The organism is uncultured Veillonella sp., assembly GCF_900545795.1.
Lineage (GTDB): Bacteria > Bacillota > Negativicutes > Veillonellales > Veillonellaceae > Veillonella_A.
In genome coordinates this window covers 52,415-77,292 of the sequence record NZ_URAR01000011.1, presented here as the reverse complement: position 1 = coordinate 77,292, position 24,878 = coordinate 52,415, and the positions used below count along the sequence as shown (strand labels likewise).

Annotated in this window: 38 protein-coding genes; 1 reads left to right on the top strand and 37 read right to left on the bottom strand. The window is 37.5% G+C overall.

The window, feature by feature from the left end:
• Positions 1 to 8 precede the first annotated feature (8 nt).
• From QZR90_RS06660 to QZR90_RS06540, 25 genes are all read right to left on the bottom strand, one after another.
• Positions 9 to 467: a hypothetical protein gene (locus QZR90_RS06660; RefSeq protein ID WP_295790084.1), complete on the bottom strand. Its 459-nt coding sequence runs from the start codon at positions 465 to 467 to the stop codon at positions 9 to 11.
• Positions 468 to 704, bottom strand: a complete 237-nt coding sequence (locus QZR90_RS06655; protein WP_295790081.1) for a hypothetical protein — start codon at positions 702 to 704, stop codon at positions 468 to 470.
• Positions 679 to 1,083, bottom strand: coding sequence for a hypothetical protein (locus tag QZR90_RS06650; RefSeq protein ID WP_295790079.1), 405 nt, complete (start codon positions 1,081 to 1,083; stop codon positions 679 to 681). The genes QZR90_RS06655 and QZR90_RS06650 overlap by 26 nt, the downstream gene beginning before the upstream one ends.
• A 54-nt stretch (positions 1,084 to 1,137) precedes the next feature.
• Positions 1,138 to 1,371, bottom strand: a complete 234-nt coding sequence (locus QZR90_RS06645) for a hypothetical protein (protein WP_295790078.1) — start codon at positions 1,369 to 1,371, stop codon at positions 1,138 to 1,140.
• Positions 1,372 to 1,441: 70 nt separating this feature from the next.
• Entirely contained in the window at positions 1,442 to 1,609 is a 168-nt protein-coding gene (locus tag QZR90_RS06640; protein WP_295790077.1) for a CD1375 family protein, read from the bottom strand.
• The gene (locus QZR90_RS06635; RefSeq protein WP_295790075.1) at positions 1,596 to 1,904 is read right to left on the bottom strand and encodes a hypothetical protein; all 309 of its coding nucleotides are present in this window, start codon (positions 1,902 to 1,904) and stop codon (positions 1,596 to 1,598) included. Before QZR90_RS06635 ends, QZR90_RS06640 begins: the two co-directional genes overlap by 14 nt.
• Positions 1,905 to 1,908: 4 nt before the next feature.
• Positions 1,909 to 5,568 (bottom strand): phage tail protein, encoded by a 3,660-nt coding sequence (locus tag QZR90_RS06630; RefSeq protein WP_295790073.1) that lies wholly within the window; start codon positions 5,566 to 5,568, stop codon positions 1,909 to 1,911.
• Positions 5,568 to 6,017, bottom strand: a complete 450-nt coding sequence (locus tag QZR90_RS06625; protein WP_295790071.1) for an NlpC/P60 family protein — start codon at positions 6,015 to 6,017, stop codon at positions 5,568 to 5,570. Before QZR90_RS06625 ends, QZR90_RS06630 begins: the two co-directional genes overlap by 1 nt.
• A complete protein-coding gene (locus QZR90_RS06620) occupies positions 6,017 to 6,868 on the bottom strand; it encodes a DUF2163 domain-containing protein (RefSeq protein ID WP_295790069.1) in 852 nt (283 codons plus the stop codon). The genes QZR90_RS06625 and QZR90_RS06620 overlap by 1 nt, the downstream gene beginning before the upstream one ends.
• The gene (locus QZR90_RS06615; RefSeq protein ID WP_295790067.1) at positions 6,865 to 7,431 is read right to left on the bottom strand and encodes a DUF2460 domain-containing protein; all 567 of its coding nucleotides are present in this window, start codon (positions 7,429 to 7,431) and stop codon (positions 6,865 to 6,867) included. The genes QZR90_RS06620 and QZR90_RS06615 overlap by 4 nt, the downstream gene beginning before the upstream one ends.
• Positions 7,431 to 10,634, bottom strand: a complete 3,204-nt coding sequence (locus QZR90_RS06610) for a tape measure protein (protein WP_295790065.1) — start codon at positions 10,632 to 10,634, stop codon at positions 7,431 to 7,433. The genes QZR90_RS06615 and QZR90_RS06610 overlap by 1 nt, the downstream gene beginning before the upstream one ends.
• Positions 10,615 to 10,788: a hypothetical protein gene (locus QZR90_RS06605; RefSeq protein ID WP_295790063.1), complete on the bottom strand. Its 174-nt coding sequence runs from the start codon at positions 10,786 to 10,788 to the stop codon at positions 10,615 to 10,617. Before QZR90_RS06605 ends, QZR90_RS06610 begins: the two co-directional genes overlap by 20 nt.
• Positions 10,789 to 10,964: 176 nt before the next feature.
• A complete protein-coding gene (locus tag QZR90_RS06600) occupies positions 10,965 to 11,351 on the bottom strand; it encodes a hypothetical protein (RefSeq protein ID WP_295790060.1) in 387 nt (128 codons plus the stop codon).
• A 3-nt stretch (positions 11,352 to 11,354) separates the two neighbouring features.
• The gene (locus QZR90_RS06595; RefSeq protein ID WP_295790058.1) at positions 11,355 to 11,873 is read right to left on the bottom strand and encodes a phage tail tube protein; all 519 of its coding nucleotides are present in this window, start codon (positions 11,871 to 11,873) and stop codon (positions 11,355 to 11,357) included.
• Positions 11,873 to 12,313 carry a hypothetical protein gene (locus QZR90_RS06590; protein ID WP_295790056.1) on the bottom strand — a complete coding sequence of 147 codons (441 nt, stop codon included), beginning with the start codon at positions 12,311 to 12,313 and terminating at the stop codon, positions 11,873 to 11,875. The genes QZR90_RS06595 and QZR90_RS06590 overlap by 1 nt, the downstream gene beginning before the upstream one ends.
• Position 12,314: 1 nt before the next feature.
• Positions 12,315 to 12,719 (bottom strand): hypothetical protein, encoded by a 405-nt coding sequence (locus QZR90_RS06585; RefSeq protein WP_295790054.1) that lies wholly within the window; start codon positions 12,717 to 12,719, stop codon positions 12,315 to 12,317.
• Positions 12,673 to 13,128 (bottom strand): hypothetical protein, encoded by a 456-nt coding sequence (locus tag QZR90_RS06580; RefSeq protein ID WP_295790052.1) that lies wholly within the window; start codon positions 13,126 to 13,128, stop codon positions 12,673 to 12,675. The genes QZR90_RS06585 and QZR90_RS06580 overlap by 47 nt, the downstream gene beginning before the upstream one ends.
• The gene (locus tag QZR90_RS06575; RefSeq protein ID WP_295790051.1) at positions 13,121 to 13,378 is read right to left on the bottom strand and encodes a hypothetical protein; all 258 of its coding nucleotides are present in this window, start codon (positions 13,376 to 13,378) and stop codon (positions 13,121 to 13,123) included. The genes QZR90_RS06580 and QZR90_RS06575 overlap by 8 nt, the downstream gene beginning before the upstream one ends.
• 10 nt (positions 13,379 to 13,388) lie before the next feature.
• Positions 13,389 to 14,309 carry a hypothetical protein gene (locus QZR90_RS06570; RefSeq protein ID WP_295790049.1) on the bottom strand — a complete coding sequence of 307 codons (921 nt, stop codon included), beginning with the start codon at positions 14,307 to 14,309 and terminating at the stop codon, positions 13,389 to 13,391.
• Positions 14,310 to 14,327: 18 nt separating this feature from the next.
• Positions 14,328 to 14,939 (bottom strand): hypothetical protein, encoded by a 612-nt coding sequence (locus QZR90_RS06565; protein WP_295790047.1) that lies wholly within the window; start codon positions 14,937 to 14,939, stop codon positions 14,328 to 14,330.
• A gap of 121 nt (positions 14,940 to 15,060) precedes the next feature.
• Entirely contained in the window at positions 15,061 to 15,285 is a 225-nt protein-coding gene (locus QZR90_RS06560) for a hypothetical protein (RefSeq protein ID WP_295790045.1), read from the bottom strand.
• Position 15,286: 1 nt separating this feature from the next.
• Complete coding sequence (locus QZR90_RS06555; RefSeq protein WP_295790043.1) at positions 15,287 to 16,777, bottom strand: polymorphic toxin type 50 domain-containing protein; 1,491 nt, start codon at positions 16,775 to 16,777, stop codon at positions 15,287 to 15,289.
• Complete coding sequence (locus QZR90_RS06550) at positions 16,740 to 18,110, bottom strand: hypothetical protein (protein WP_295790041.1); 1,371 nt, start codon at positions 18,108 to 18,110, stop codon at positions 16,740 to 16,742. The genes QZR90_RS06555 and QZR90_RS06550 overlap by 38 nt, the downstream gene beginning before the upstream one ends.
• A 9-nt stretch (positions 18,111 to 18,119) precedes the next feature.
• A complete protein-coding gene (locus QZR90_RS06545) occupies positions 18,120 to 19,376 on the bottom strand; it encodes a PBSX family phage terminase large subunit (RefSeq protein ID WP_295790040.1) in 1,257 nt (418 codons plus the stop codon).
• Positions 19,373 to 19,807 carry a terminase small subunit gene (locus QZR90_RS06540; protein WP_295790037.1) on the bottom strand — a complete coding sequence of 145 codons (435 nt, stop codon included), beginning with the start codon at positions 19,805 to 19,807 and terminating at the stop codon, positions 19,373 to 19,375. Before QZR90_RS06540 ends, QZR90_RS06545 begins: the two co-directional genes overlap by 4 nt.
• Positions 19,808 to 20,184: 377 nt before the next feature.
• Here QZR90_RS06540 and QZR90_RS06535 point away from each other — a divergent pair, with 377 nt between their 5' ends.
• Positions 20,185 to 20,334 (top strand): hypothetical protein, encoded by a 150-nt coding sequence (locus QZR90_RS06535; protein WP_295790035.1) that lies wholly within the window; start codon positions 20,185 to 20,187, stop codon positions 20,332 to 20,334.
• A 128-nt stretch (positions 20,335 to 20,462) separates the two neighbouring features.
• On the opposite strand, the gene QZR90_RS06530 is transcribed toward QZR90_RS06535, so the two are convergent.
• The 12 genes from QZR90_RS06530 to rpsF form a co-directional block, all read right to left on the bottom strand.
• A complete protein-coding gene (locus QZR90_RS06530) occupies positions 20,463 to 20,690 on the bottom strand; it encodes a hypothetical protein (RefSeq protein WP_295790033.1) in 228 nt (75 codons plus the stop codon).
• A 147-nt stretch (positions 20,691 to 20,837) separates the two neighbouring features.
• A complete protein-coding gene (locus tag QZR90_RS06525) occupies positions 20,838 to 21,296 on the bottom strand; it encodes a hypothetical protein (protein WP_295790031.1) in 459 nt (152 codons plus the stop codon).
• 11 nt (positions 21,297 to 21,307) lie between these two features.
• Positions 21,308 to 21,484, bottom strand: coding sequence for a hypothetical protein (locus tag QZR90_RS06520; protein ID WP_295790030.1), 177 nt, complete (start codon positions 21,482 to 21,484; stop codon positions 21,308 to 21,310).
• Entirely contained in the window at positions 21,481 to 21,894 is a 414-nt protein-coding gene (locus QZR90_RS06515; RefSeq protein WP_295790028.1) for a DUF3310 domain-containing protein, read from the bottom strand. The genes QZR90_RS06520 and QZR90_RS06515 overlap by 4 nt, the downstream gene beginning before the upstream one ends.
• A gap of 35 nt (positions 21,895 to 21,929) precedes the next feature.
• A complete protein-coding gene (locus QZR90_RS06510; RefSeq protein ID WP_295790027.1) occupies positions 21,930 to 22,166 on the bottom strand; it encodes a hypothetical protein in 237 nt (78 codons plus the stop codon).
• 268 nt (positions 22,167 to 22,434) lie between these two features.
• Positions 22,435 to 22,602: a hypothetical protein gene (locus QZR90_RS06505; RefSeq protein ID WP_295790025.1), complete on the bottom strand. Its 168-nt coding sequence runs from the start codon at positions 22,600 to 22,602 to the stop codon at positions 22,435 to 22,437.
• Positions 22,599 to 22,874 (bottom strand): hypothetical protein, encoded by a 276-nt coding sequence (locus QZR90_RS06500; RefSeq protein ID WP_295790023.1) that lies wholly within the window; start codon positions 22,872 to 22,874, stop codon positions 22,599 to 22,601. Before QZR90_RS06500 ends, QZR90_RS06505 begins: the two co-directional genes overlap by 4 nt.
• A gap of 16 nt (positions 22,875 to 22,890) precedes the next feature.
• Complete coding sequence (locus tag QZR90_RS06495; RefSeq protein WP_295790021.1) at positions 22,891 to 23,307, bottom strand: dUTP diphosphatase; 417 nt, start codon at positions 23,305 to 23,307, stop codon at positions 22,891 to 22,893.
• Positions 23,307 to 23,663: a hypothetical protein gene (locus QZR90_RS06490; RefSeq protein WP_295790019.1), complete on the bottom strand. Its 357-nt coding sequence runs from the start codon at positions 23,661 to 23,663 to the stop codon at positions 23,307 to 23,309. Before QZR90_RS06490 ends, QZR90_RS06495 begins: the two co-directional genes overlap by 1 nt.
• The gene (locus QZR90_RS06485) at positions 23,656 to 23,838 is read right to left on the bottom strand and encodes a hypothetical protein (RefSeq protein ID WP_295790018.1); all 183 of its coding nucleotides are present in this window, start codon (positions 23,836 to 23,838) and stop codon (positions 23,656 to 23,658) included. The genes QZR90_RS06490 and QZR90_RS06485 overlap by 8 nt, the downstream gene beginning before the upstream one ends.
• An 18-nt stretch (positions 23,839 to 23,856) precedes the next feature.
• Positions 23,857 to 24,258 carry a single-stranded DNA-binding protein gene (gene ssb / locus QZR90_RS06480; RefSeq protein ID WP_295790016.1) on the bottom strand — a complete coding sequence of 134 codons (402 nt, stop codon included), beginning with the start codon at positions 24,256 to 24,258 and terminating at the stop codon, positions 23,857 to 23,859.
• Positions 24,259 to 24,276: 18 nt separating this feature from the next.
• Complete coding sequence (rpsF, locus tag QZR90_RS06475) at positions 24,277 to 24,561, bottom strand: 30S ribosomal protein S6 (RefSeq protein WP_295790014.1); 285 nt, start codon at positions 24,559 to 24,561, stop codon at positions 24,277 to 24,279.
• Between the last annotated feature and the right edge of the window lie 317 nt (positions 24,562 to 24,878).

Below are 24,878 nucleotides of genomic sequence, written 5' to 3'. Positions count from 1 at the left end.
CAACATGATTATGCTCCTTTAGCAGCATTATAAATAGCAACTAAATCTACATCAGGGTCCCCAATCCCCAAATTGTTACAAGCTTGTAATTTTTGAGTAACATTTAAGATTTGAGCCTCATCAAATCTTAATCGGCTATTAAGGCCTTCAACAACAGACTGCGTTATAGAACTTCCATCTTCAAAAGCATCCGCTAATTCCTTCAAAGTGTCAAAGGCTGCTGGCGCCCCTCCAACTACTTTGGCAACTTCTTCCTTAGCTTTTTGAGTTGCAATATTAGTTACAGTAGTTTCATTTAAACCTAAATCAAGGTTATCTACAGTACTCTTCACTTCATTAATAGCATCTACAACATTACCTTTATTAGTAGTTGTAAGCGTACTCGTATTACCAATACGCTTCGTTAAAGCACCAATATCAGTACCTACTTGTTGTGCAAATTTTGTGATACGTTCAATTAAAGTCATCTAAATTCCCCCTCGTTTTAATGTATACATAGCTAAAAAATCAGTGGGATCTAAGTCATAAGGCAGTTCATTAACCTCATTCCCATATGTAATTCCTAGTTTACCCTTGGCAACATATAGTTCTTGAGCAAACTCCTTTCCTTCCCCAACAACTAAATTAATCTGTTCTAGGTCACCTAGTTTTGCATCTATACGCGCATCTTTTTTAATCTCAACCTCTATCCGATTGTCTGTCATCCTTATTCACCACCTTATATGCTGTTCCGGCCGATAAATAAGCAATACCTTGTAAAATACGACGCTCTCTTCTAGCTCGAATCATTTGTACATCATAGTAAAGCTTACGATAAGACTTATAATCGGTATTAGCTGATAGCTGCCCAGTAACTTCATTTGAAATATAAAGCTTAATAGTGCTAGTATCCAACTTTTCTACACTACCTTCAAATGCTAGCTTTTTATCACTAAGCGAATAACGTCCGGCAAACTTAAACTCACAGTCACTAATATCTAAAGGGACCTCTTCATCGCCCATAGATAGCTTTACAGTAGAATAAAAATCATCACCTTGATTAATGTAAATATCATACTCAGGCACGCCATTCTTAGCATTCATAGGCTCTCCTTTCTGATAGAAACAAAAAAACTACCCGAAGGTAGCTTTTATTGTCTATCTTATATTTTCCATTACTTTAAATCGATGCCCATTATCACATACATAGCTTCTTGAATAATAAGTAAAATCCCCATCAATCCTAGATAAATGCGGTGTAATCCATATTATTTTAGAATAAGCACCACAATGTGGACACCTTACACCTTGTGAGCGCCCCGTATGACTAAAGCACCTGATATATATATCTCCATGCTTATTTATTTTTATAATATCGTCTAACTGGAACATAAGAGGCGCCTCCTGTATAAATTTATTCTACTATACAGAATTTAAAATCACAATTCATATAAATAAAAGACTAGCCTTCTAGCCCTCTTTTTTCTTGATAATTAGCAATCCACTCTAAAACATAAGGTACATACACTTCTGGAACCTGCTTTTTGAGTTTATCATCCGGATCTACTGTATAACTCCCATTCATTACTAAACGACCATAAACTGGAAACATAAATTTATAAACTGTCATCTTCAAATCCTCCTGTTAATAAAATCTCATTAATCCCAGCTATCGCCTCTAATATTTCGGCTATAATTGGGTCTTGTTCCTCTTCTTCTATAATTTCTGGTGGAAGCTCTTCTAAAATTGGCGGTTCTCTTGGCTCCTCGTCGGGTAATACTTTGATAGTACCACCATCTAAAATAATCCTATTAATTGGATATTCTACATCGCTTTCGATAATCGTATATCCTTCCATGTCTTGCATAGGGTCATTGCCAACGGCTGAACATAGATTATCTTTATTTGAAAACATGTAATACAACCTATCACCTCTTTATACCTAAAACCATGATTCGGACAAAGCCACGATAAAATAATGCAGGCTGTCTGTTAACTGTTGAGTTGTTCGTAGCTTTTGAATATCCTAAACAAACTGCCTCGCGATTATAAATGCCACCCAATAATGGCTCTGACGTTTTAAACGTCCCGTGCCCATAACTCATTGTTACATTGGCAGACGGCCTCGCACTAATCAAAGAACCTCTTTTGTACCTCTCTGTTAGCCAATCGGGTGGATATTGTCTATCGTACATGTCATACGTTTCTGCCGTGTAGCTTTCGCAATATAACGGTAAGAATATGCATTCGCCTTCTGAATATCCATTTGGAATTGGACATAAATCACCATCTTTTACAGTGTATTGAACAGAAACCGCACCTCTAAATTGTAAGCCACTAAGCCACAAACTATTAGCATCTAGCGTTGCACCTCGTATATTGCCGTTAGCATCTATAGTAAAAGAGCTGTTATCATTTCTAAACGTTGAGCCGATAATTGAGACTCCTTTTACTGTCCCTGCAGTTACCGTTCCTAAATTTGCACTAATAGCCCCTAAATCGTTTACTGATATTTTGTCCGCCGTAACAGCATTTGCCTGTATCATATCTTTTGCTATAATGTTTTTTTCAAATACCGTCTTACCTGTTATATGAAGTAAATCACCATTAATTTGAACACCTTCTTTTGATAGATTAATGCTACTAACGATATTATCCTTACTTACTTTCAACTGCAAACTGTCATAAAGCTGAGTAATTGCACTATAGCCGGATTCTCTAGGGTCCCCTTGAAGGTTTGCTACAACAGAATTAATAGAGTTATTAGCTGCATCTATCTTTGTTACTATTCCATCAATACTGCCAGGCAAAGTTTCTAAAGAGTTTAACGTTTGATTTAATGACTCATCTAATAAGTCTCTTGAAATGCCAATACGTTTTATTGCTTCTTTATCAATTACATCTTTAACAGCAACTATCTTTTCATCTGATTGTGGACCTTCACCAAAGATATCGACATAAGCAAGCTTTACTGTATATACCCCAGCATCTAGCGGAACAAATACACTATTATTCATATATAATACTGCACTTCCATCAATATATACATTAGCTCCTCTACAACTACCTGGGATAGCCGGAAATTCAACAACTAGACCTCCAATTACATATCTTGCATTAAACTCTGCGATACGTTGCGGTTGAGGCACATTATATTCCACCATTGACGGTGCACTATATCCTTTAATAGGATTATGTGCATATAAATAAATCTTTCCTTGCCGATTGATAAGAGTATCTGTACTAAAAGTCGTATTATTACTACGACCAATAAGACCAGCTGTTACACCTGGATTCATGTCGGCCCGCACCTCATAGTAGTCTACATCAGCATTTCGGACCTCGAGCCAATAAAAATATGCTCTATCACTAAATGAAACAGAAAAACCTTGAGGTGCGTTTGGCTTTTCTGATTTCATTACTACCTGAATAGATTTAGTTACACCCTGTGAATAATTCCCATGAATATCTTTTACTTGCACTCTTACATCATAAGTTTTTCCTAACTCACATCCACTAATAACTACTTGACCATTGCCAGTACCCCCATACTTCCATTCTCCGCCACTTTCTCTATACCAGCCTTCTGCAGTGTCAAAACTACTAATATTAGGCTGCTTAAATGTAGCAATAACATCAAAACTCTTAACACCACGACCTAAATCATAATACTTAGTATATAAAGTTAAATTACTTACTTCTGGAATATAATATGGCCTAATTGTATACTCATAAGCCTTGACTTCAGATAAATCTTGTTCTTGCCCACCAAAGATATTCATCGATGTACATTTAATGTAAATTTTCTTTCCTATATCTTCTGTCCTATATGGCGCGCGGAACAACGCTTCGTCCAATCTTACAATTTCTTCTCCAGGGATATGATCTATAGCCAACGTCCCATATTGTCCTCTTACGATACTAGATAATAAACAATTACCGTTAGCTTGCAGTGTAGCCTTTTCATACGATAAACATTCACCGTTAAGCCAGCATACTGTATTCCCTCGCTCCGCATCAAGATGAGTACCACTTTTAAGCTCACCATAGTCCATCTTAATCATTCCTGTTGTAGCTGCCTCGTAAAGGGAGCTTACTAGCTTACCAATGCGTGCCCTTCGACTGATTGTTCCAATTTGCTTATACGCCTCACCACTATCAGACACCCATACATTGCAACCACCCCAACCATTAGGCGCTGTAACTCCAAATAGAAGCTCATCGCCAGCAATATCCCCAGGTGCTTGTATAATACTCAAGTTCGTAATGCTCGGTGCCGCTTGGTTATAGTCAACAAAAGGCCTTTCGTTTTCGTGGACATCATATTTAGCAGGTGCATATGTGCCTGGTGGTTTACCTACAGCAGTAATTTCAAGTTGGCCATCATTTGCTTCGTTCACCGCAGTAATAACTACAACTTGCTTGTTAAGCTGACAAATATCGTCAGTCAAAGTTACTAAATCTCCTGGTTCAAGTCGACAAAAAGCCCAGTCCAATCTAAAGGTATATTGATTTTTAGCATATAGTTGTTTCATAGCTAGCTGTTCAGCTAAGTACATAGCTCTCTTTTTAGTGTATAAATAGTGTGCCTGTTTTACACTTGCAGGACGTAATCCATTACGCTGTACATCGGCCACTACTTCGAACGATACTACCTCTTTTTCATAACTGTTAGCACGATTAATAAACTCTACACTAGCTTGGTTATAACATTCACTACTATCCTTGCGACTATATAAAACCAACTGGCCATCACTACCAGGTATCAAATCATCATGTGTTAGGTCATACTTAATCTGTTTATCAGGACCCCAACCATTAATAGCCTCATCTGCTAAAGGTACAATTTTGAGTTTGTTATTCGACCAAAATAAATAGGCGTTAGTCATCTCTGCAATATCATTAATGATTGATTGAGCCTTTTCTGCCGACATACTAGGCGGCGATGAGATTAACATATCCGCCGCTGCACAGTACTTACGATAGTTGTCTAATCCATCAATTTGCACATCACTCATACCTGCACTTTTTAGTACGTGCACGATATAATCAGCTGGATTAACATCAACTCCATCGCCGGTATTAAGCAATTTACCTCTTACTTCAAAATTATAATTAGGTAAACTGCCTCTATCACCTAAATCAACTACACCAGCCATATACGCAAGTCCTGAATAAGGTAATGCCTTTTCTGGATGCTTCCCTTGTACATAAGGCCATGGAGATTGCCCTTTCGCTCCATTAAAAAGGCTAAGCTGTATACTTGGATGTGGGTAGTCATAAACTTCTTTATCTACCCATACCTTTCCTACACCGCTAATGGGCCCCTCGCATAAGGCAAGAGCAGCTGCTACGGTGTATGTATAACTTATGTTAGTATGCTTTGAACCGCCACCTTTACCTGTGCGCTGTGTCTGTTTATGTTCATGAGCTGTAAAATCATCCCAATAAATAACATTACCGGATACTCGGGTTGTCCCTAATACATCCGGTACTACTTCACCATAAGAAGCACTATTAATTTGGAAATCACCAATTTTATCAGCTCTAGTAGTCGTATTTTTACTACCACCAAATAAAAAGCCCATTAGGGTTCCCCCTTTCCATTAAATCTATAAATTTTTCGTAATCTACTCTTACCTGTGTTGTCATAAAAAAGTACATCATCAAGCTTAGATAAAATAACGCCTTGATCAACAAATGCATGAGCTACTACATTAGGCTCTACTAAAATTGCTCCATGACTTACACACCGTCCATATTGATATAATAAAAAATCGCCAATCTGAGGTTTCGTTACCTCATAGGCAATTTTCTTAATATGTTTAATAAACTTTTCTTCTGACCGATGCAAATGCCATTCATTTGAATATGCTTCTATCCGCAAATCGCCTTCATGCAATAAACCTGCTTCAAGGAGTACTCCCACGATAAGATGAGCACAATCTACGCCTCGCCCTTTTACCATAGCATAATTCATGTAAGGCGTTCCGACCCAAGTTAAAGCCACATTAGCAATTAATTCTCCTTGTTCCATTAACGTATCGACTCCTTAAGAGGCACATAAGGTGTAGCTCTATTTCGGCTAAAATTATTAAATTTGCTTTTACAAGTAGCTGGAGTCTTATCACAGCCAGGATAAATATATGCTTCATTGTTAACTTGTGGCATTGCATCTGCTGCACTCATGAATGTAATCTGATTATTTTGGCTTTTCATGATTTGCGTAGATTGACCTACCAAAGGTCCATCTAACCATTCAATGCCACCTGCATCGTAGTATCCATTAGCAAATGTGGTATCAAAACGCACCTCATGTGCACTAATAACAGTTGTTACCTTAACTCGTTTACGATACTGTTTAATATCTACGCCACAATCACTATCATAAATACAATAAGGGCATTGTGGATAATAGCGGCGTGTTGGATATTCTACATTTAGCTTTTGTACTGTAGATTTGACATCAAGCTGTAATGTAAGCCCGCCACCTTTTTTGACTTCAACGAGACCTTCGAACAAATCAATAGCATCAATTACCTGCCCATTATCCTTGAAAAAGGCTCGTCTAAGCTTTAATGTTGCCCCATCAAAACCACCATTATGTGCTACAGCCATAATAGGTACACCACCTATACGGTCCTCGTGATTACAATTAACAGTGACTGTCAACTTATCTACGCTAACAGTAGAGCTAGTTTTAATCTGATTGCGTGTAATAATAGGCCCATCAGCACGATATATCTTACCACCTAGCTTTACATCCATATCTGTAATAGCCCAATAGTATGCTACACCGCTTTTAAGCAATAATTCATATAAGTCACAACTTAAAAATGATTTTTCTTGATTCAAATGCACTTCTAATGCTTCACTGACTTGTTTCATCGCACTGTCACCAACTTTATTGATTTTGATTTATAGATATTCTTATACTGTAGTTCGGCCGTGAACTCATCACCACTCAAGCGCACTTTCCAGTAATATTTATAATCAGCCGTAATAACAGCTGTAGGCGATAAGGGATCCGATGTAGTGATTAATCCTTTATCAACCCTTACACTACCTACCTTTTTCCCATCAGCATACAATACTAAATTTTCTATGTATTCTACCGGCTCTAAATAATCCCCCATTTTACGCATGGCTTGCCACTTACCATCACTTCCTACACCAAGACGAATCCCCTTTTCTTCATAATCCTCTGGGTCTAGCCAAAGGAAAGGCTGATGTCCACTTTTTGTACTAGCAAAAAAGCCCATGAGCGTTTTATATTGTGCAGGAGTCAGATAGGCAAAGGCAGTAGTAATTGTATATTGTGGACGTTGCCACGTAGTTAAGGTGCGAACTTTACCCGCACCTGACGTTTTTACTACCGTATTCCACTTTTGGGATTTAGTTGACTTCCATTCAAGGGTATTAATATTAGGAAATTTCTTCAAAGTTGCCATTACCATACTCCCGTATCTGCTACAAATTCACGATTATTATCATACAAATATTGTTTAATAGCTTGGCCACCTTTTGAGCCTAACCAAGATATAAAGGATTCAGCATCCATAGTAGATATATTAAGCATTACAGTACCGCCACCACCTTCACTACGAGCAATACCTTCCCCAATTTGGTTAAATACATTCTCACTTAGAGGTAAAACTGCTTCCGGATATTTACCTTCTGCAATACGAGCATATGTTTCTCCTGTAGCAAGCCCTCCATCAGCCAATCCAATCATACTGCTACTTCTAATCAGAGAAGATGTATTTGAAGCTGTAAACGATGCCACTCCATTACCAGATAGCCCTCCGGATAATATAGATGAAGAAGCACTCTGCACTTGACCCATAGCACTAGCAGCACTCCACGCAGCCATGCCAGTAGTGGCGCTTACACCAAATGTAGCCATTGATACCTGTTGTGCCAATTGTGTCCAAGGCCCTAATTGCGCATTTGCAGCAGCTATACTTGTTGCAGTTTGTTGTGATTGTAGCATTTTACCAAATAGCATCTGCTTTAACTGTGCTGCAATCCATTGCGCTGCCATATCAGATATAGTTTTTAGCACTGCCTTCCCCATATTCTGAAACATGGTTGTTATACTTTTAGTCCCTTGTAAAATACTAGATAAAGACTCTTCCATACTATCTAGTCCAGCATTCATTGTATTGAACATAGCCTCTTGTGCGCTCCAATGAGAATTCATAACAGCTTCTTGATATTCTGTCATAAGCTCTTTTCGTAGCTCATAATTTTCTTTAATTGCTACATATTCATCAGATAATGCTTGTTGCAGTGCCTCAAAGTTTTGTGTTCTCATTGCCTCAGAAATAAGCCATTCTTCCTCAGCCTGAGTTCTTAACAATTCGGCCCGTTGTTTAGCATAGTTCTCATCAGCAGCGTACTTTTCTGCATTAATTTGTTCTGTAAATTTTAGCTCATTGTTTTTACTTAGCTCGAAGGCTAACCCTTGAGCTTTTAATGCAGCAATATATGTGTCTTGATCTCGCTTAGACATAGCAGCATACTCATCGCTATATTCTTGATAGGTTCGTTCTATATCTATCAAAGCTTGTTTATACTCTTCAGCAAATTTTGTCATAGGAGACGTAGCACCTGATGAATCTTGCAATTGCATGGCTAAGTTATGCTTAACAGACATATCATATACCGAGTTTTGAATCTCTCGTGCTCGCTTAGCTTCTTCATAAAGTGCCTGTTCTCTTTTTTTAGAATACATTTCCATCAGCCGTGTTTTATCTTCTTCATAATTGAGATTATTGGTTTTAGACTTCTCTAATTCTTCTAGTTCTTTAGCTAACCATCTATCAACTAACTCCGACTGTTTACCAAACATATCATACCAACTATCTAGAATTGCTTCATGTACACGTTTAGCTTCTTCTAGCGCTTCGCTGCCTTTACCTTGACTGCCGCCTCCTCTGCTGCTACCAGAGCCACTTCCTATACCTCCAGAACTGTCTGCTCCACTTATATCCCCAACATCAGTTGAAGGCATTGCAGTAAAATCAAACGCCTGTTTAAGTATTCCTCCAGTCGTATCAGCAAAACTTTGCACATCCTCTGGATTTAATTCACTAATCTCAGACACAGCTGTAAAGCTAGTTCCCGCAAGCCCTGCAATTTTAGAGCCAACCATGTTAAACCCTTTGATTAACATATTGATAAGCCCAATTACCTTATTTACAGCCCATGCAGAAGTATGAACAACGCTATTCCAGACACTAGTTAAGGTTTCGCTTAATCCATTACTTGCTACACTAGCAGTAGCAAATGCACTACCAATAGCTATTAATAGTCCAATAACAAATCCAATCGGATTTGCTTTCATAACAGCATTTAAAACTGCTTGACCACCTGCCATGGCCAATGTAGCTACTTTCCCTGCTACATATCTCGCACGCAATATGCCTGTTAATACACCTAGGCCTGCCGTAGTAGCTTTCACTATAGTCATCTCTAACCGTACTGCTGCCATAGCGCCTCTATATGCTACCATTGCACTTTGACTACCTTTTAATATGAGGTTATAAGCTGCAGTAGATGCAACTACACCTTTTTGAATAGCTTGTTGAACCGTCATTGCAGTGCCCAAAGCCGTGGTAGCAATTCGAGCTGCCACTATATAACTTGTAACTCCAGCAAATGTACCAATCGCAACAGGCCCAAAAGCAGCTATAACACTACCTGTGGAGCGTACAATATTAGAAAATGTTGATACAGCAATTGTTCCTACCGAAAACGCACCTTGAATCCCCATCACCCCTATTTGAGCTGCCGCTGCCATTCCTTGAAATACAGTCTGAACCCCAGCAAGGACTGATTGAAAAGCATCTGTTGATGTCGTACTTTTGATTGTATCTAACACCGGCTGAAAGGCTTGTATAGCACTATTTTGCAATTGTGCCCCTACCTCTTCAAAAGTCATTGGCAACTCAGCAAACTTCGCATTTGTCTCGTCTGCAGAATTAAGCAAAGCACTTTTAATAACATCAGCGGTTAATGCCCCTTCAGATGACATATTCTTTAATTGGCCGACAGATACTCCCAATTCTTTAGATAGAGATTGAGCAAGCATAGGGGCATTCTCCATAATAGACCTGAACTCATCCCCTTGAAGTTTACCTGCTGCCATAGCTTGTGTTAATTGGTACATAGCAGCCTGTTGCTCTTGTAAACTCGCCCCACTAATTTTAAACTGCTTATTCATTTGTTCTGCAAAAGCAATTGCTTCGTCATTAGAGTTAAACGCATCTTTAGCTAACATATTCAACTTTGCCACACTGTTAGCCATCTCCATGTAAGAGCCCCTAGATCTATTAGCAGCTGCATAAACTTTATCCATTAGCTCTGACGTGGTCTGTGTCCCGTCATTAATTAAATCAATACGTGCTTTAGTTGAAGCTAATCTATCACTTAAGCCAGTAACTCTTGAAGTAACATCTGATACTGCTGTACCAATCATCCCAATGCCCATTGCTGCTCCAGCTATCGGCAACGTATTTAATGCTTTTGACATAATAGTTTGTAATTTGCCACCTAAAACAGCCTCAGCTTTTGCTCCAACAGCAGCTATCGCTTTCTGAGCACCTGAAGAATTACCATTAATCTGTACATTAATCTGTGTATTTGCCATTGTCCATCTCACCTCCTCGTGCTTCTATCCACTCTCGTTCAAATGCTCTATCAGCTCTAACTCGCTCAACTGCCGTCATTGGATGTAACGCTTTCATTACATCTGCGACATTAAGCCCCTCTTTTAAATGTGTATTAGTTATTAATGTAGTCAAAAATGCTGATTTACTATCTAGGTATTTTTCCCTCTCTTTAAATCCGCGTTCTAATTTCTCTAATTCTAAAGGCGTCAGTCGTTCGAACTCCCATGGTTTTAATTGAAGAACACTATACGCAACACGCTCTTTATATGCTATCCATTGTAAAAATGAGGGGGCTATATGCCCCCTTTTTAGTTTTTTGCTACTTCCTCTTCAGCTTTTAATTCTTCATCCTCTTCTTCAGTGAGCTCTTCAGGGAACAGAGCGTAATAAGCCTGTTTACCGGCAACCCCACTTGCAACCAACGCTTTTTGAATTGGTAAAGTTAAATCAGAAATAGTAAGCCCTTCTTTTTCTACTAAATGCTGAATTCTATCAATATAAAATTGTGGAGAACGCTTCTTTTCATGACGTAGCGCAATTTCATATGCAACAAATAAATCATCAAGATAATATCCCTCGAATAACAATCGTTGTAACGGACGTCCAACAGCTTTTTCAAACTCAGCTAAACGCATAATATTAAAATATAAAAATTCTCCTTCACCAAACCAATCGCAAGGAATTTTTTTACCCATTTATTAATTTCCTTTCTTTAATTCAGACAATGGCCCTACGCCATTTAAAGAGCCTTTATACGTTGCCACGTCATCATGTGGCGCAGAAACAGATAATTCTGTACAAGAGGCCCATCCAGTGTAATAAGACTTATCCGGATATTCAAATTTTAAATTAACCAATTGGTCATCTAAAAAAGCTTGTTCCAATGCTTTTAATCCCTCATCATTAGTCATTAATAAGGTCTCCAAATCAATAGACCATTCTTTTAAACCAGGTAGAGTAGTCTTCCAACCACCACTCCCTTTATGAGAAGCATCAATAGAGTCTGATTTACGAGATAAATCACCACTACGTTGTCCTCCTAACAATGTCCATTCCGCACCAGTTTCCTCATCTGTGCCAGTATTTAAATATAATAAATAATTCTTACCAACTGTTGCTAAATTAGCATTTTTAGTTGGTGCTAATGCTTTTTTCACTGTTGCCATATCGGATACTCCTTCCGTTTCTGTAATATTGGTCGGCTTAGATGTTGCCATTACCGCACCTCCCTATGTCTATGAATGCGTAATTTAAGCTTTGTTTCTGAACCAAATGCAGGCCATAAACTACCGTCATCACCTGCTGTAGATTCAATCTCAATACTTAAAAGTTGCACGTTATCCAATAAAAAAAGGCCCTCTGCTTCGAGTGCCCATAATTCTTCGTTTAAATCCTGAATCGCTTTAAAAAATTTTTGCTCAAATGTAGCTAACTTCTCATATCCTCTATCTAAATCGGGAGCATCTTCACGAACCCATAAAGCGATGGAAATATTTACATATTCATCGTCTTCACTATTTCGATAAATATTAACAATTTGGCTACTCTCATTCATGCTAAAACTTGATGGATGTCTAAATCCATAAAAAACATTAATTCCATCGCAACGATTTAAAAGCTCATCCCCCATATAATGTAGTGCTTCATAAAATAGCATATTACCCCCTATATAAGGCTACAGAGCGATAGCCTGCTTTACCCTCCTTACCACCTGTTAAATCAGCAGCTGTAATTCGATTTTCTAGCTCTTTAATTTTAGACTCGTAATACTTGAGCTTCTGACCAAAATAATCTACCACACTAGACCCCAGCTTACTTGGATTAAACACTGAAGCACCTAGTGCGTAAGATTTCTTAATACAAACTTCTCTCATAGCATAAGCTGTAATGAGTTCTGTCACAACAAAACTAGGTTCAATTTCTTCCACTTGAACAGATAGCGATGCCGCAAAGTAGGTCAACCATTTTACAGCCTTCTCCATAATTTCATCTGTTACATTAGGTCCTAAAAGCTCATCAGCGCCACGTATAGACTCGATTTCGTATAGATCCTGCAATATCATCTACCGCCTTTCCTGTATGCTTAGCAAATATAGCGTTAATATCTGCAGTTTTTGCCTTTAAAGCGTTATATAAAAACGGGTCTTTCCTAGTTCCAGGATGATGTACTCGTTTAGAAAAGATTTCAACATTAGAACCTTCAAACCATCTTAGAGCTTTCTTATTTTTAGGAAAGATCATATGCGCTTTAGTTCCTTCATGCACAAACGGTCCATACTCTGCTACTGAGGTGTCTAAATACACCTCACCAGTTAACCCATTTGCTAATAATCGCATCATCACCGATTTCTCTAATTCACTTGAATATGACGTATACCGATGATTGTTTTGTGCATATTCTTGAACTAATACTGTAGATTCTTTGACTGCTAACCTCAAGCGCTTTGCAAAAATATTTTGAGCATTATTCATCAGACTCGACTGCCTTTAGAGCATCTAAAATCTCTTCAAGACTAGATTTAGAAGTTAGTCCTTTAATGCCTTTTGACTTAGCTTCCTTTAATAACTCTGACTTAGTAGGGGCTTTATCCGCTAAATCAGAAGGGGCAGATTGTATCGCCCCCTCTAGCTCAACTACTTCAAACCCAAGACTTTTTAATCCCTCAACTTTTTCTGCATTATCAATATACTTAACTTCATTTAAACGTACTAATCGTGTCATAAAGCATCTCCTAAGCACCTGTATTAGCCCAAACACCGGCTAAGCGATTTGTTGGAATCCATAAATCATGGAATTTACGATAATCAAGCTTCCATGCATCTGCTTTTTGGTTAACATCTGGGCTAAAAATACGCACTTTATCAGTCTTGGAAATTGCGATAGGAGCGTTCTTAGCCATAATAATCCAGTTAATAGCCTTAGCAGCTTCATCAGCTTTAAATCCGCCTTGCTCCTGACCAGCTTCTTTCCCGTCATTAAACACATACTGCGTTTTCATGCGCGCAGAAGGTACAGATAAAATCGGAATATCATTATAAGTACGAACTTTAGTACTGATTTCTCCAGCTTTAAAGTCTGCTACAGAGATATGACGTTCAATCTTATCAGCATTATTTAAAATAGTGCGGATTGGTGTAGCCATACAAATAACTAGTGGCACATCTTCGCCTACAATATCCTGGATATTGGTAATCTCTTCATCCAATTTACTTAGGATATTTTCTGCTGTTACAGCAAACCCTTCAGTCACGTGACTAGCTTCCTTAGCTAACGCTGTAATTTTAGAGTAACGATATGAATCTACCTCTGGAATTACTTGTAAACGCTGAAACTCACCCATTACATTCCCTGCAGAAGCTACAAAATTAGATTCATCAATATCCATTGCATCTAGGAGGAATGTTCGACCACGGTCTTGTGTTAACTTATAGTCATCGTAGGACAGTGTTACAGAGCCTTGATTGAACCCTTCATCACGATTATATGTTGCAAGACCTGTAGTAGAAATCTTAGGCATTCGTACTGTATCACCACCATTATATTTTACTTGTTTTGCATTAGCCTCCATCCAACTAGAAGTTGCACCAACCAACATTTGTTTATCTAAAGACTGTTGGAAAATCTTTGCCATTTCAAGAGTGTTAATTGCCATATTTTTACCTTCTTTCTTTTAAATTCCTAAATTCTGTTCAAATTCTTTCTGTACATCATTGCCTTCAGCACCGCTTGCTCCACCAGACTCGCCACTACCAGGATTTTGTGTATTCTTAATGGCCCAAGGTTTACCTTTTAACCATTCCGATGCACAGTCTTGTATCGTTCCTACTGTACCATCAGCTTTTGTATAGCTATACGTACCATCGTCAGCAACTTTAATGCTAGGAACAATTAATTTTGCAAATTCCTGTGGATCCATAGCATTGCTTTTAGTCAAGACATCTACTACTTGTGAATTAATGTCAGCTTGAATACGTTTTGTATCAGCATCTTTACGTGCTTGCTCAGCTGTTTCATACTTCTTAGTTAAATCATCAATCTTCTTTTGTAACGCTGCCATTTCGCTATTTTTACCAGCCCCTACTGTTTCAAATTCGGCAATCTTAGTACTTAACGTGTCACGCTCACCTGTTAACTTAGCAACTACAGCCTCCGCTGCTTCTTTACCTTCTCTATGTGTTTTCGCTTCACTATTAAGCCGTGCAATCTCTGCCTTAATCGTTGATACAAACTCACTCCCCTTATCCAAACCTTCTAATGCTGAATACAATTCTGCCAACGTCATTTCGTCAACCTCCGTATCTGAAAATAAATATATAAAACGGTCTCCTCCGTTTCTGCCAATAAAAAATGCCCATACGCTCCACTGCGCAGGGCATGAAAAAACCGCCTACTTACGTAAGCGGTTAATCAATAACTTCTATCGATTTAATTTCATCTTCTTCAAAACAATAGCTAATTCGCTTATGTTCCATCCCATCAACTTTCATATCAACACAATATTTCCCATTTTCTGTGTCATTACTTCCCTCTATCCCCTTCAGCCTGCCCTTCCAGATTTTTCCATCAGTATCAATCAGCTTTACACGCCTTCCTAAATACAAATTATGTATAGTTGCTTCAGATATCATCTTACTCCTCCTTTTTAGGAACAATATGTAGCCCTTTATTACTCATATGGACTACAGATAATGATGTTGCAATTTCTCCTCCTCCATCTTTTTGCAAGACAACAATACCATTCTTTCTATTAAATGTTATTTCAACTTGACCTTTCCAATGTCCTAGGTTCGTCAGTCGTAACTCTCCATCATATAAACACTCTACAACCTCATTTATATTTATCTGTTCTGTATAATAGCTTCGCCCCGCAATATACTTATCGGAAAACTTATAGTGTATCTCTTGTCTTGGTGTAAATTCCTTAACACAAAATGGCGATTTTATATAGTCCCATATTCTTTTTTCAAAAGCTTCATCACTTTCATTATCCACTCGCTTAGCAAACTCTTCTATATTAATTTTACCATCTACCAAATAATTTCTCAACGATTTAGGAATCTTAAGTCGGCCTTGTAATACTTGATTATTATACGCTTTAGCCTTAGCAGTCCAAGATGCCCCGGCTTCAACCTCGCGACTGCCATAAACTCCCAACAGTTGTTCTTTTTGCTTTCGCGAAAGTGTTGCAATGTATTCACGTCCACCTTCTTCAATACGGTCTTTAACAGTAATATCAGGAATCTGTCCTTCAAACAAAGGCTTTAATCTACACATGCAGTGTGGATGAACAGGAATACTTGGCACTTTATCTTTGGGATAAACGCCTTTACCTAATCCATAAAGGTTAGCATTAGCATAGAGATCACAAATATCATGTTTGGGATGCGCTGTAGAGAGCTGCCATTGATATGCTACACAGTCTTCATCACTCTCCCATTGTGCTAAAAATCCATCCATAAAAGCCCTAGCCCGTTCTGTTCTGGCAATCCGTTCAGCAAAGTACCGTGTGCGCTCTTGCGTAGCACGATATAAAGCTTTATTAAGAGCTTGGTCATTTCTTGTTTCTATTGCCTCTAATAGCTTGTTATAGGCCACTTTTAAATTCTGACTAGTTAGTCTGTTAACATTGCGTTGCACAGCCCTCATAGCGCTCCTAAACGCTTGTTTATCATATTCTGAACCATTGCTCAGTTTAATTAACTTAGACATCATATCAGGAATGTCTTGCTCTGGAATTACTCCACCACAGCGATATCCATCAAATATAGCCAAAGCATTCTTTTTATAATTAGCATTGCGAACCATTTGTTGCTGTAAGGTGTCAACCACCATTTGCTTTACGGAGCTGCCTCCTTTTATTGTACGACTCGATAAAGTCAACCCATCAGGGGCCCACGCTATTTTAAAAGCACTGTTTGTTATAGACTTAGATAAAACACCTCCATAACCAGCTTCTGCTAATCCATGCAGACTAATTTGAATTTCATCTCGTAACGTCTGCATAACAGGATACTCTTCATAGGCTATTTTAACAGCCTGCTGTGCGCTATACCCCTCTGCCAATAATTCTTTAATCCGCACCTCAAAATCTTGGATCATTGTCTTGGTCTGTTCTATCACCTAACATATCTCCTTCACCAAATGCTTCCGATTTATCCAAATCCTCTTGTGCAGCTTCGAGTTCATTAATAATCATGTCATATGTTTCTGGTGTTAGATTTGGCATATACGATTCTAGCACCTTCTTAGCAACTTCTAGCTTAAATGTCTTACTACCAACCCCCAAATCAATAGCTTGCTGTGCCTGTGATAGACAGTCAGCCACATCATCTACATTAAAATCACGTGGATATTCACAAACATAGCCAATAGATTCGCCAGACCACAATTCATACAATGCAATAATAGCCTTTTCGGCTTTTTCACACTGGACTGAAAAGTTAACCAAGTTTTTATTAGTACGTTCAAAGTCCCATTTTTTAGCTAACCCCGACTTAGCAGATTCAACCCCAATCACACTATTAAGCCCCGACATACGATACATCTCACTCACTAACCTCGTGATTTGCTCCATAAGAACTGTAGCCGGCCCTGCATCAGGCGCAATAAATTGTGGTACATTCGTATCTTGCGGATATACTAATAAGTTATTAGTCCCTATTGTCACATCCGTCAACCCCTGTCCTGTACTCTGCATTGTCAATATATTAAAAGTTTGATTATCACTAATCTGATTTAGCAAACTACACAAATGATAAATATGATAATTAGTTTGAACAATGGAAATAAATTCAGGTACAGGTAATACTCGTTTAGGGTCTGTATTACGACCAAACCATTGTACTATCGGAACACGTTTTAAATTATGAGTTCCGCTGCGAAGTAACTTTCCATACTCATCTTTTACTTCCCATTTCTCAGTAGTCCACACATATTGACGTGTATGCCAACCATCATCATCATAAAATTTACCTTTATACGAAAAGTCGTTTAAAGTACCTCGTTCATCAAAATGCCAACCAATGACATCTTTAGGTTCAATAGCAGTAAGAAACGGCAGTGACCGATTTGCTATATTATCTGCATCAGACTCGCCTAACACAGCATCGTTATTAACAATGATATATACGACACCATAGAGCTTAGCCGCTACTGCCTGACGGCTCATAAAATCTTGCAAACTAGTGCCTGCACGGTCTACATCCTCTAAAAACAGCTTAAATTTAGCGGTATCATTATAATCTCTTTTAATTTCATCATTGAACACTGGTAAAACTGAACAGTCAACTATAGGACCTACATAGTTTAAATAATAAGCTAACTTGCGACGTCGTCTATAATTTTTAATCGACTCACGCTCATGCTTTATAAGGGCTGAACCATCATAAAACATACCATCGCCATAATAGGCATCATGCAAGAGCTTATACATTTTATCTTTTTGATTTGCCATATGGCCTCCTTAGTAAATGTTAATATGACCTACTTGTGTCCGTAAGTTACGCATAATATCATTTAATGCATATCTTGTAGCATCAATAGCATGATTGTTTTTGTCTGGATATGCACTAATAAATTTCCCTTCTTTATTGCGTTCATACTCATAACGTACAAACTCTTTATATGTATTAGGGCATCTATGCCTATCGATATAAATATGGCGTAAATTTTGCAACCATTTAATACCAAAATCTACACTATCAGGCCATTTCTTTACACTAACTATATTTACACCTAAATTAGCTAACTCATAAATCGTACCAGGTGAAGCACTATCACCTAATACACGTCCATTACCACACTTAGATAAGATTAACTCTGCAGTCCGCTTATTACTAAGTTTCTGCTGATAAATCTCATCAAAAATATATAAATCTTCGTGGTTAGCATCGTAATATGTATTTACAAAAGCTGTAGGGTCAATAGTAAATCCAAAATCACAACCTCGATAAAGCCTATCAAACTGTTCAATCATTTCATTAGACATATCTAGATGACTCACATTTTCAAATACAGTTCCGCCTGTACCTGTAACCTCGCCTAGATACTCATGACGATAGGCCATTTCATTCTTTTGCTTTAGTTTTTCTGCTTCATAAAAAAATTGTTCACCAAGCCACTCTTTAGGAACGTCTAAGTAAGTGGAATGATGAACAACTCTATCACTCTCATCTATTAACTTTTCACTATTAACCCAACTATCTTGACTTTTAGGTGGGTTAAAGCTATAAAAGCACCAATATTTTTCACCGCCACGCAAGATCGATTGGTTCAAATTACGTATTTCTTCCATGCCACTATATTGATCCAACTCTTCATACCAGACAATACCTATATGACCAAACGGTACTTTTATCGACTTAATCTTCTGAGGGTCATCTACACCAAAGAACAAAATCTTCTGTCCGGTCTTCAGATATGTAATTTCCGGTGGACTTATCTTAAAGTGGAATTGGTTAGTTAAGTCTAATTGCTCAATTCCCCATTGAATTTGAGGATACACAGAATTTTTAATTGTATTACCTACCTTGCGCAACACAACTGCATGGCATTGAGGATTCTGAATCAATAACAGTGGTATATTAATACTATGCAATGAAGATTTAGTGCTTCCGCGGCCCCCTTCTGTCCAATAATGTGTATATTTATGTTCTTGAATTTCAAAAAACAACTCATCAAAGGAAGGTGCTATTAAATTAGCTATATTAATCGTGCTCATTCTGTTACCTCACGGTTAAATATAAATGTGATAGGTCTAACTTCATCTACTACAGTATTCTTATCACTAAAGAGTTGATGACGTCGCCCCATAAGCTCTGCAGCCTTTATTCTATCTTTCAACGAAACTTGCTTTCGTATTTTTTTAGCTTTACTAATTCCAAATCGGCTTTCTACTACAACAACCTCTTCATCAAGCTCGCCACGCATAGTTTTAGATAGCATAGCTTCCACTTCTTCAGCAGTAGCGATGGTTTCCTTAAAAGCTTTCTTTCTGAGTTCTTGTATGCGGTTTTGAACTTCAACATTCTCCAACAACCTAGGCCCTTGACTATGAGCTGTACGCTCACTATATCCAGCTCTAATAGCTGCTTGAGTTGCATTTAAATCAACTAAATATTCTACACAAAACTTATCTTGCTTTGGTGTCACGTCATCACCCCCTTTCATTTTTATTAATTTATATGTATATTTATTAATTTTAATTAAACTAATACAAACTAATACAAACTAACACAAACTTACTCAAAAAATAATCGTATAAAATTACATCAAAAAGTTGCATTTTGTTTCTCTATGTTGTATAGTGTAATTGAAGATTGTTTGACATACACGAGGTTATATAGGTTGCTCGCGACAACCTATAACAGAACAAAATTATAATTAAATGTTCTCGTCGCTCGTTAAGTCCAGAAGGAAAACCCTTAGATTAAATTCTAAGGGTTTTTCTTCTTTTTATATTTAAAATACATGTTATAATATTATCATGTGCGGGCCCGCCTTATATCAATAAGGAAGGAGGCGAGAACATGTCAAAACAATCTTCAAAACGACCGAATGTCAAATTCGTTGCTTATATTACAAATCCTAAAACAGGAAAACGCATGTATGCCCGTGACTACGGTAAAAAAGCATGGCCAATTCCATTAGGCTCTGGTAGTAATAAGAAAAAAGGCTAACCTCGTCCAACGCACTATGTTAGACAATCAGTCGCGATGATTGCCTAACCTTAAAAGGCTCCTCTCATTCGAGGGGCTTTTTTTGTTATATGTAAAAAAGCCCCCACTGTTCTGAGTGCTTTAATAGCCTATTTATTCTTTTCTTGATTTTCAATATACTGATATCCCAATTCAGTAACTTTATAAATATTCTGCTTAGAATTTTCTATAAACCCTGCTGCTTCTAATTCATCTCTGACATCATTATAATATTGCTGTCTATCCTCTATATTAGGAAATGCCTGCCCAATATTCTCAAGTTTCTCTTCTACCCACATTTTTAAAACTTCAATAGCTCGATTACTTAATTCCATCATATTTACCTCCTTACAAAACTATATCTGATCCAATTATACAAAATTCAAACAAGAAAAGCACCCTTTCAGGTGCCTTCTTGCATGTGGGTATAATTTTGAGGAGTTAGTGTAAAACCATTAGCCTTTCAGCTTCTTTTACATCTTATATTATATAACATCTTGAATGCCAACTACTGCCAACTCTTGCCAACTGTTTTTATAAATTTTTGAAAATTCTTTTATAGCCTCTTTATGCATACGTTTTCTAATCCATTCACGGGTAACCCCTACTACCTCCGCTACCTGCTCCCAGCTCCCACAATTTATATATCGTTCATGTAACAAAGCCCTTAACTGACAAGATTCAATTTGATTTATCATTTTATCCACCGCTTCGCTATACTGCATAAATCTCTGCCACTTATCCTGTACAACTTTTAGCTTTGCATTAAAGTGTGCAATCTGGTCTCCCAAATCTTTTGGGGTTCCACCACTGATATGTTCTTTACTGTAATCAATAGCTCTTAAAGAGTATAACTTTGACTTTAACTCTTTTATATCACGTTCTAGAGTTCTCAATTCGATTTGCATCTCTCTAAGCTTATCTAAGCATTCCATTGCAGTCAATCAACCATCTCCTAATTATATATCCTATCACTCTTCTTATCAACTAGCACAATCCGCTGCATAAGTCTAAATCCACCCAATTTACATACCAGTTTAATAATTTTAATTACTATCTCCAACCGCTCTTCTTCTTGTCTTATTTTATTTAAGGCTTCATCAGCAGTTGGATCTTTATAGGCTCTTGTCATCTAACCCCCTCCATAGCATCTACAGCCCACTTAATATATACATCGCACTTACTTAAATCTTGTATCTCATCATCCTTTTTACCTGCTCTAAATAAGTACTTCATAGCATTCCCCTTGCACCAGCCTCTATATTCATCATCTGATAAAGTAGCTTTAATCACGTCCACACTCTCAATATCTAGACCTTTTAGTTTGTAGTGCTTAGGACTATGTACCGCATCAACGGAAGACTTATTTTGTGCGATTGCATGGTTATTGCAGTTAAGGTAATACTGATAATAATCTTTAATCGCCTTCTTTAATTGCTCTACAGTACCACCAACTCCAAGAGCATTATCGCAGCAAATAATTTCCTTTCTTAATCTGATAGTTCTTTCGTTATTAGGCAACTTTGTACAATCTAACACCATATCCACAATTGCTATTACATTAAAATCACACATATTTATTCCTTCCTAGCACTTTCAAACACTAGTGCTTTTATTTCTTTCAACAGCTTTTGTTTACATTTAACGTTTGTGTTATGTGAAATATATCCACACACATAAAGTTGAGATATAGCCCCTCTAATCTTTTCAAATCTCTTAAATACATCTACATCTGTAGGCTTATAACCTTGTTCAACCAATTGGTCTATAATATCATCAGCCATAAAACCTAAATCAATTTCATATGATGTCATATACTATCCTTCCCTCTCATCAAGTACATACGAGTCTTTTTTATCGTACCTATAAATGCTAATAGATCCCGACTCACGCAAAATCATATCCAATAAATAAGACTTCATGTCCTTCGTTATTACATCTATAACAGCCCTTGTCACACTTGAGTTTATTTTTACAATTGACACTATCTGTTGTCTACAAACACCACTACTACCTTCAAAACATTTATTAACCGCATTATAGACTCTATTTTTAAAATTCTGCATAATAGTGACTAATCGCTCAATAGTACAAAAGCTCATATTTCAAATTTTCGATTAGCTTCTCAACAGCTGCTGAATACGCATCAAAGCCATTATCCTTTTCCGCATGGACTAATTCCATTTCATCGATAACATCAGATAAATCAACGTATTTGACTCCGTCTAGATTGATAGTATTAATCATCATTTATCCTCCTTATTTAGCCACCAAGCCACACTAAAATAGTAATAATGATTGTAATTATTTAGCACTGTGATAAACCCTTTATCATCTAGCTTATTTCGTATCCGTTGCATATAACTATCACCAACATCACGTCTTACAGTCATATCTACGTACTCATGTCCAATATCAGCTTCATCTTTAATCCGCTTTAAAATTTTGCGGTACTCCATCCAAGCCGCCTTATATTTACATCTAGCAGTAATTCTTTGCATATTACTAGCATTAATTGTCATTACTACCACTCCTTTATCAATTACCAGTGCTTCCTATGCCACCTACACGCTCCACAGTTACATCATCTTCATCAGCAAGTAAATACTCACTAAAGATTCCCTGCATAATTCTGTCGCCTTCGTAAAAGCTTACAGTTTCATGTCCATTATTGGTTAACATAATTCCTATAGTTTTGCCTGTAGCAAAATAATCACTATCAATAATTGCCGTACAATTTGTAAGCACAATGCCCTTTTTGCCCAAACTCGAACGAATATGACAAGACAAGTACTCATTCTTGTTCATGTATGCACGTACACCACTATCGATTACTACAGACTGCCCTGGTCTCATATAAAAGCTTATCGGCGAAAAGAAATCATAGCCTGCGCTGCACTCAGTGCTACGTCTAGGCTTTTCTACACCTTCGCCTACTATAAATCCTCGTTTCATTATTCTTCCTCCTTTATCACAACTATTACATATCCTTTTTTATCTTTTACAATCTCACTCGACAGCCTGCCAATATACTTTTGGTTATCATCGACTAAAACGCCAGCTTTTACCAAACCATCAAGCACAAACTTGCGCGCAAAATCTAAATTGTCTGGATCTACTTTGCGTGACGTGTGCCATTCAAAGTGGATATCAGCTTTGTTTTTAACTGCACCTCTATATTTAAGAGATGCAGCCATAGTCTTGCATGTGTATTCTTTTTTTAGATTAGCAGCCTTATATTTATTACTTCGTTCTGCTTGAATGTACTCATTTAGACTAGGATATTCTATATCTAATCTAATCTTAATCACCACTAAACTCCTCCGCAGCTTCAATTCGCCAGGATTGTGGCAAAGAGCTGTTATGATAATTAATTCGCACATTTTTCACATGCTCTTTGCTGCCATCAGACTTAATCCGATAACATTTGTAGTCAGCTTTCTTTTTGTAGCGCTTACATTTTAACCAATCAGGATATTTACTCATAACATCAGCTCCTAAACACTAGAACGGAATGTTTTCTTCGTTTCCGCCACCAAAGTTATCAAAATTAGAAGACTCACCACCAAAGCTTTCAGTGTTTTGAGTATCTAATGCTTGGCCTACAAAGTTGGCCACAACTTCAGTAACATATCGTTTTTGACCGTCCGCAGTTTCATACGAACGAGTATTTAAACGACCTTCCACGAAGCAACGGCTCCCTTTACGAAGGTTACCTGCCGCTTCACCTAACTTACCCCAAGCAACGCAATTGATAAAAGCAGTTTGCTCTTTAGTTTCATTTGTATTGCTATCGAAATAAGTATTTGTCGCAGCTACAGTAAATGTAGCAACTGGACGACCAGTTTTTGTATAGCGAATTTCAGGATCACGAGCTAAATTACCTAAGATTTGTACTGAATTCATAGTTAAACCTCCTAGGGCTTAGTTGCCGTGTTTAACAATTAGGTGTTTAAGGACTTCATCGTTGATTTTTAATACACGATCGATTTCTTTGATTTCAGCAGGATCTGCTTCAAAGTTAATCAATACGTAGAAACCGTCAGTGAATTTTTTCACTGCGTAAGCAAGACGACGCTTGCCCCAACGATCTACCTTTTCTACTGTGCCGCCTACACGTGCAATTAAAGCCTCAATTTTTTCAATGACAGCGTTAGTTGCTTCTTCTTCGGCTGGTTTCACAATCACCATGACTTCGTATTTGTTCATACAAAATCACCTCCTCTTTCGGACTAATGCCCCTATCTTCCATAGGGGTAGGAAGCGCTTACCATCAATAAGCTTTACTATTATATCTCAAAAGATAATAAATAGCAAGCAATTTAATATAAAATTTTACTTTCATAGCCTTATGACATTCATATGATTTTTTTTAATTTTAAGATACCAAAAATTCTATAGAAATTTTACGTCTAACTCTATACAGCGCGTTCTTCAAGCTGTATACTTAAATAGATAAACAATATCAATTAGATTCTCAAACTTAATCTAATGATTTTACATTAAGAGGAGCTCATATATAAAAA

Coding starts and splice junctions, on each gene's coding strand:
- QZR90_RS06660 (WP_295790084.1), bottom strand. CDS start 467: ATGACTTTAATTGAACGTATCACAAAATTTGCACAACAAGTAGGTACT.
- QZR90_RS06655 (WP_295790081.1), bottom strand. CDS start 704: ATGACAGACAATCGGATAGAGGTTGAGATTAAAAAAGATGCGCGTATA.
- QZR90_RS06650 (WP_295790079.1), bottom strand. CDS start 1,083: ATGAATGCTAAGAATGGCGTGCCTGAGTATGATATTTACATTAATCAA.
- QZR90_RS06645 (WP_295790078.1), bottom strand. CDS start 1,371: ATGTTCCAGTTAGACGATATTATAAAAATAAATAAGCATGGAGATATA.
- QZR90_RS06640 (WP_295790077.1), bottom strand. CDS start 1,609: ATGACAGTTTATAAATTTATGTTTCCAGTTTATGGTCGTTTAGTAATG.
- QZR90_RS06630 (WP_295790073.1), bottom strand. CDS start 5,568: ATGGGCTTTTTATTTGGTGGTAGTAAAAATACGACTACTAGAGCTGAT.
- QZR90_RS06625 (WP_295790071.1), bottom strand. CDS start 6,017: ATGGAACAAGGAGAATTAATTGCTAATGTGGCTTTAACTTGGGTCGGA.
- QZR90_RS06620 (WP_295790069.1), bottom strand. CDS start 6,868: ATGAAACAAGTCAGTGAAGCATTAGAAGTGCATTTGAATCAAGAAAAA.
- QZR90_RS06615 (WP_295790067.1), bottom strand. CDS start 7,431: ATGGCAACTTTGAAGAAATTTCCTAATATTAATACCCTTGAATGGAAG.
- QZR90_RS06610 (WP_295790065.1), bottom strand. CDS start 10,634: ATGGCAAATACACAGATTAATGTACAGATTAATGGTAATTCTTCAGGT.
- QZR90_RS06600 (WP_295790060.1), bottom strand. CDS start 11,351: ATGGGTAAAAAAATTCCTTGCGATTGGTTTGGTGAAGGAGAATTTTTA.
- QZR90_RS06595 (WP_295790058.1), bottom strand. CDS start 11,873: ATGGCAACATCTAAGCCGACCAATATTACAGAAACGGAAGGAGTATCC.
- QZR90_RS06590 (WP_295790056.1), bottom strand. CDS start 12,313: ATGCTATTTTATGAAGCACTACATTATATGGGGGATGAGCTTTTAAAT.
- QZR90_RS06585 (WP_295790054.1), bottom strand. CDS start 12,719: ATGATATTGCAGGATCTATACGAAATCGAGTCTATACGTGGCGCTGAT.
- QZR90_RS06580 (WP_295790052.1), bottom strand. CDS start 13,128: ATGAATAATGCTCAAAATATTTTTGCAAAGCGCTTGAGGTTAGCAGTC.
- QZR90_RS06575 (WP_295790051.1), bottom strand. CDS start 13,378: ATGACACGATTAGTACGTTTAAATGAAGTTAAGTATATTGATAATGCA.
- QZR90_RS06570 (WP_295790049.1), bottom strand. CDS start 14,309: ATGGCAATTAACACTCTTGAAATGGCAAAGATTTTCCAACAGTCTTTA.
- QZR90_RS06565 (WP_295790047.1), bottom strand. CDS start 14,939: ATGACGTTGGCAGAATTGTATTCAGCATTAGAAGGTTTGGATAAGGGG.
- QZR90_RS06560 (WP_295790045.1), bottom strand. CDS start 15,285: ATGATATCTGAAGCAACTATACATAATTTGTATTTAGGAAGGCGTGTA.
- QZR90_RS06550 (WP_295790041.1), bottom strand. CDS start 18,110: ATGGCAAATCAAAAAGATAAAATGTATAAGCTCTTGCATGATGCCTAT.
- QZR90_RS06545 (WP_295790040.1), bottom strand. CDS start 19,376: ATGAGCACGATTAATATAGCTAATTTAATAGCACCTTCCTTTGATGAG.
- QZR90_RS06535 (WP_295790035.1), top strand. CDS start 20,185: ATGTCAAAACAATCTTCAAAACGACCGAATGTCAAATTCGTTGCTTAT.
- QZR90_RS06530 (WP_295790033.1), bottom strand. CDS start 20,690: ATGATGGAATTAAGTAATCGAGCTATTGAAGTTTTAAAAATGTGGGTA.
- QZR90_RS06520 (WP_295790030.1), bottom strand. CDS start 21,484: ATGACAAGAGCCTATAAAGATCCAACTGCTGATGAAGCCTTAAATAAA.
- QZR90_RS06515 (WP_295790028.1), bottom strand. CDS start 21,894: ATGGTGTTAGATTGTACAAAGTTGCCTAATAACGAAAGAACTATCAGA.
- QZR90_RS06510 (WP_295790027.1), bottom strand. CDS start 22,166: ATGACATCATATGAAATTGATTTAGGTTTTATGGCTGATGATATTATA.
- QZR90_RS06505 (WP_295790025.1), bottom strand. CDS start 22,602: ATGATGATTAATACTATCAATCTAGACGGAGTCAAATACGTTGATTTA.
- QZR90_RS06500 (WP_295790023.1), bottom strand. CDS start 22,874: ATGACAATTAATGCTAGTAATATGCAAAGAATTACTGCTAGATGTAAA.
- QZR90_RS06495 (WP_295790021.1), bottom strand. CDS start 23,307: ATGAAACGAGGATTTATAGTAGGCGAAGGTGTAGAAAAGCCTAGACGT.
- QZR90_RS06485 (WP_295790018.1), bottom strand. CDS start 23,838: ATGAGTAAATATCCTGATTGGTTAAAATGTAAGCGCTACAAAAAGAAA.
- ssb (WP_295790016.1), bottom strand. CDS start 24,258: ATGAATTCAGTACAAATCTTAGGTAATTTAGCTCGTGATCCTGAAATT.
- rpsF (WP_295790014.1), bottom strand. CDS start 24,561: ATGAACAAATACGAAGTCATGGTGATTGTGAAACCAGCCGAAGAAGAA.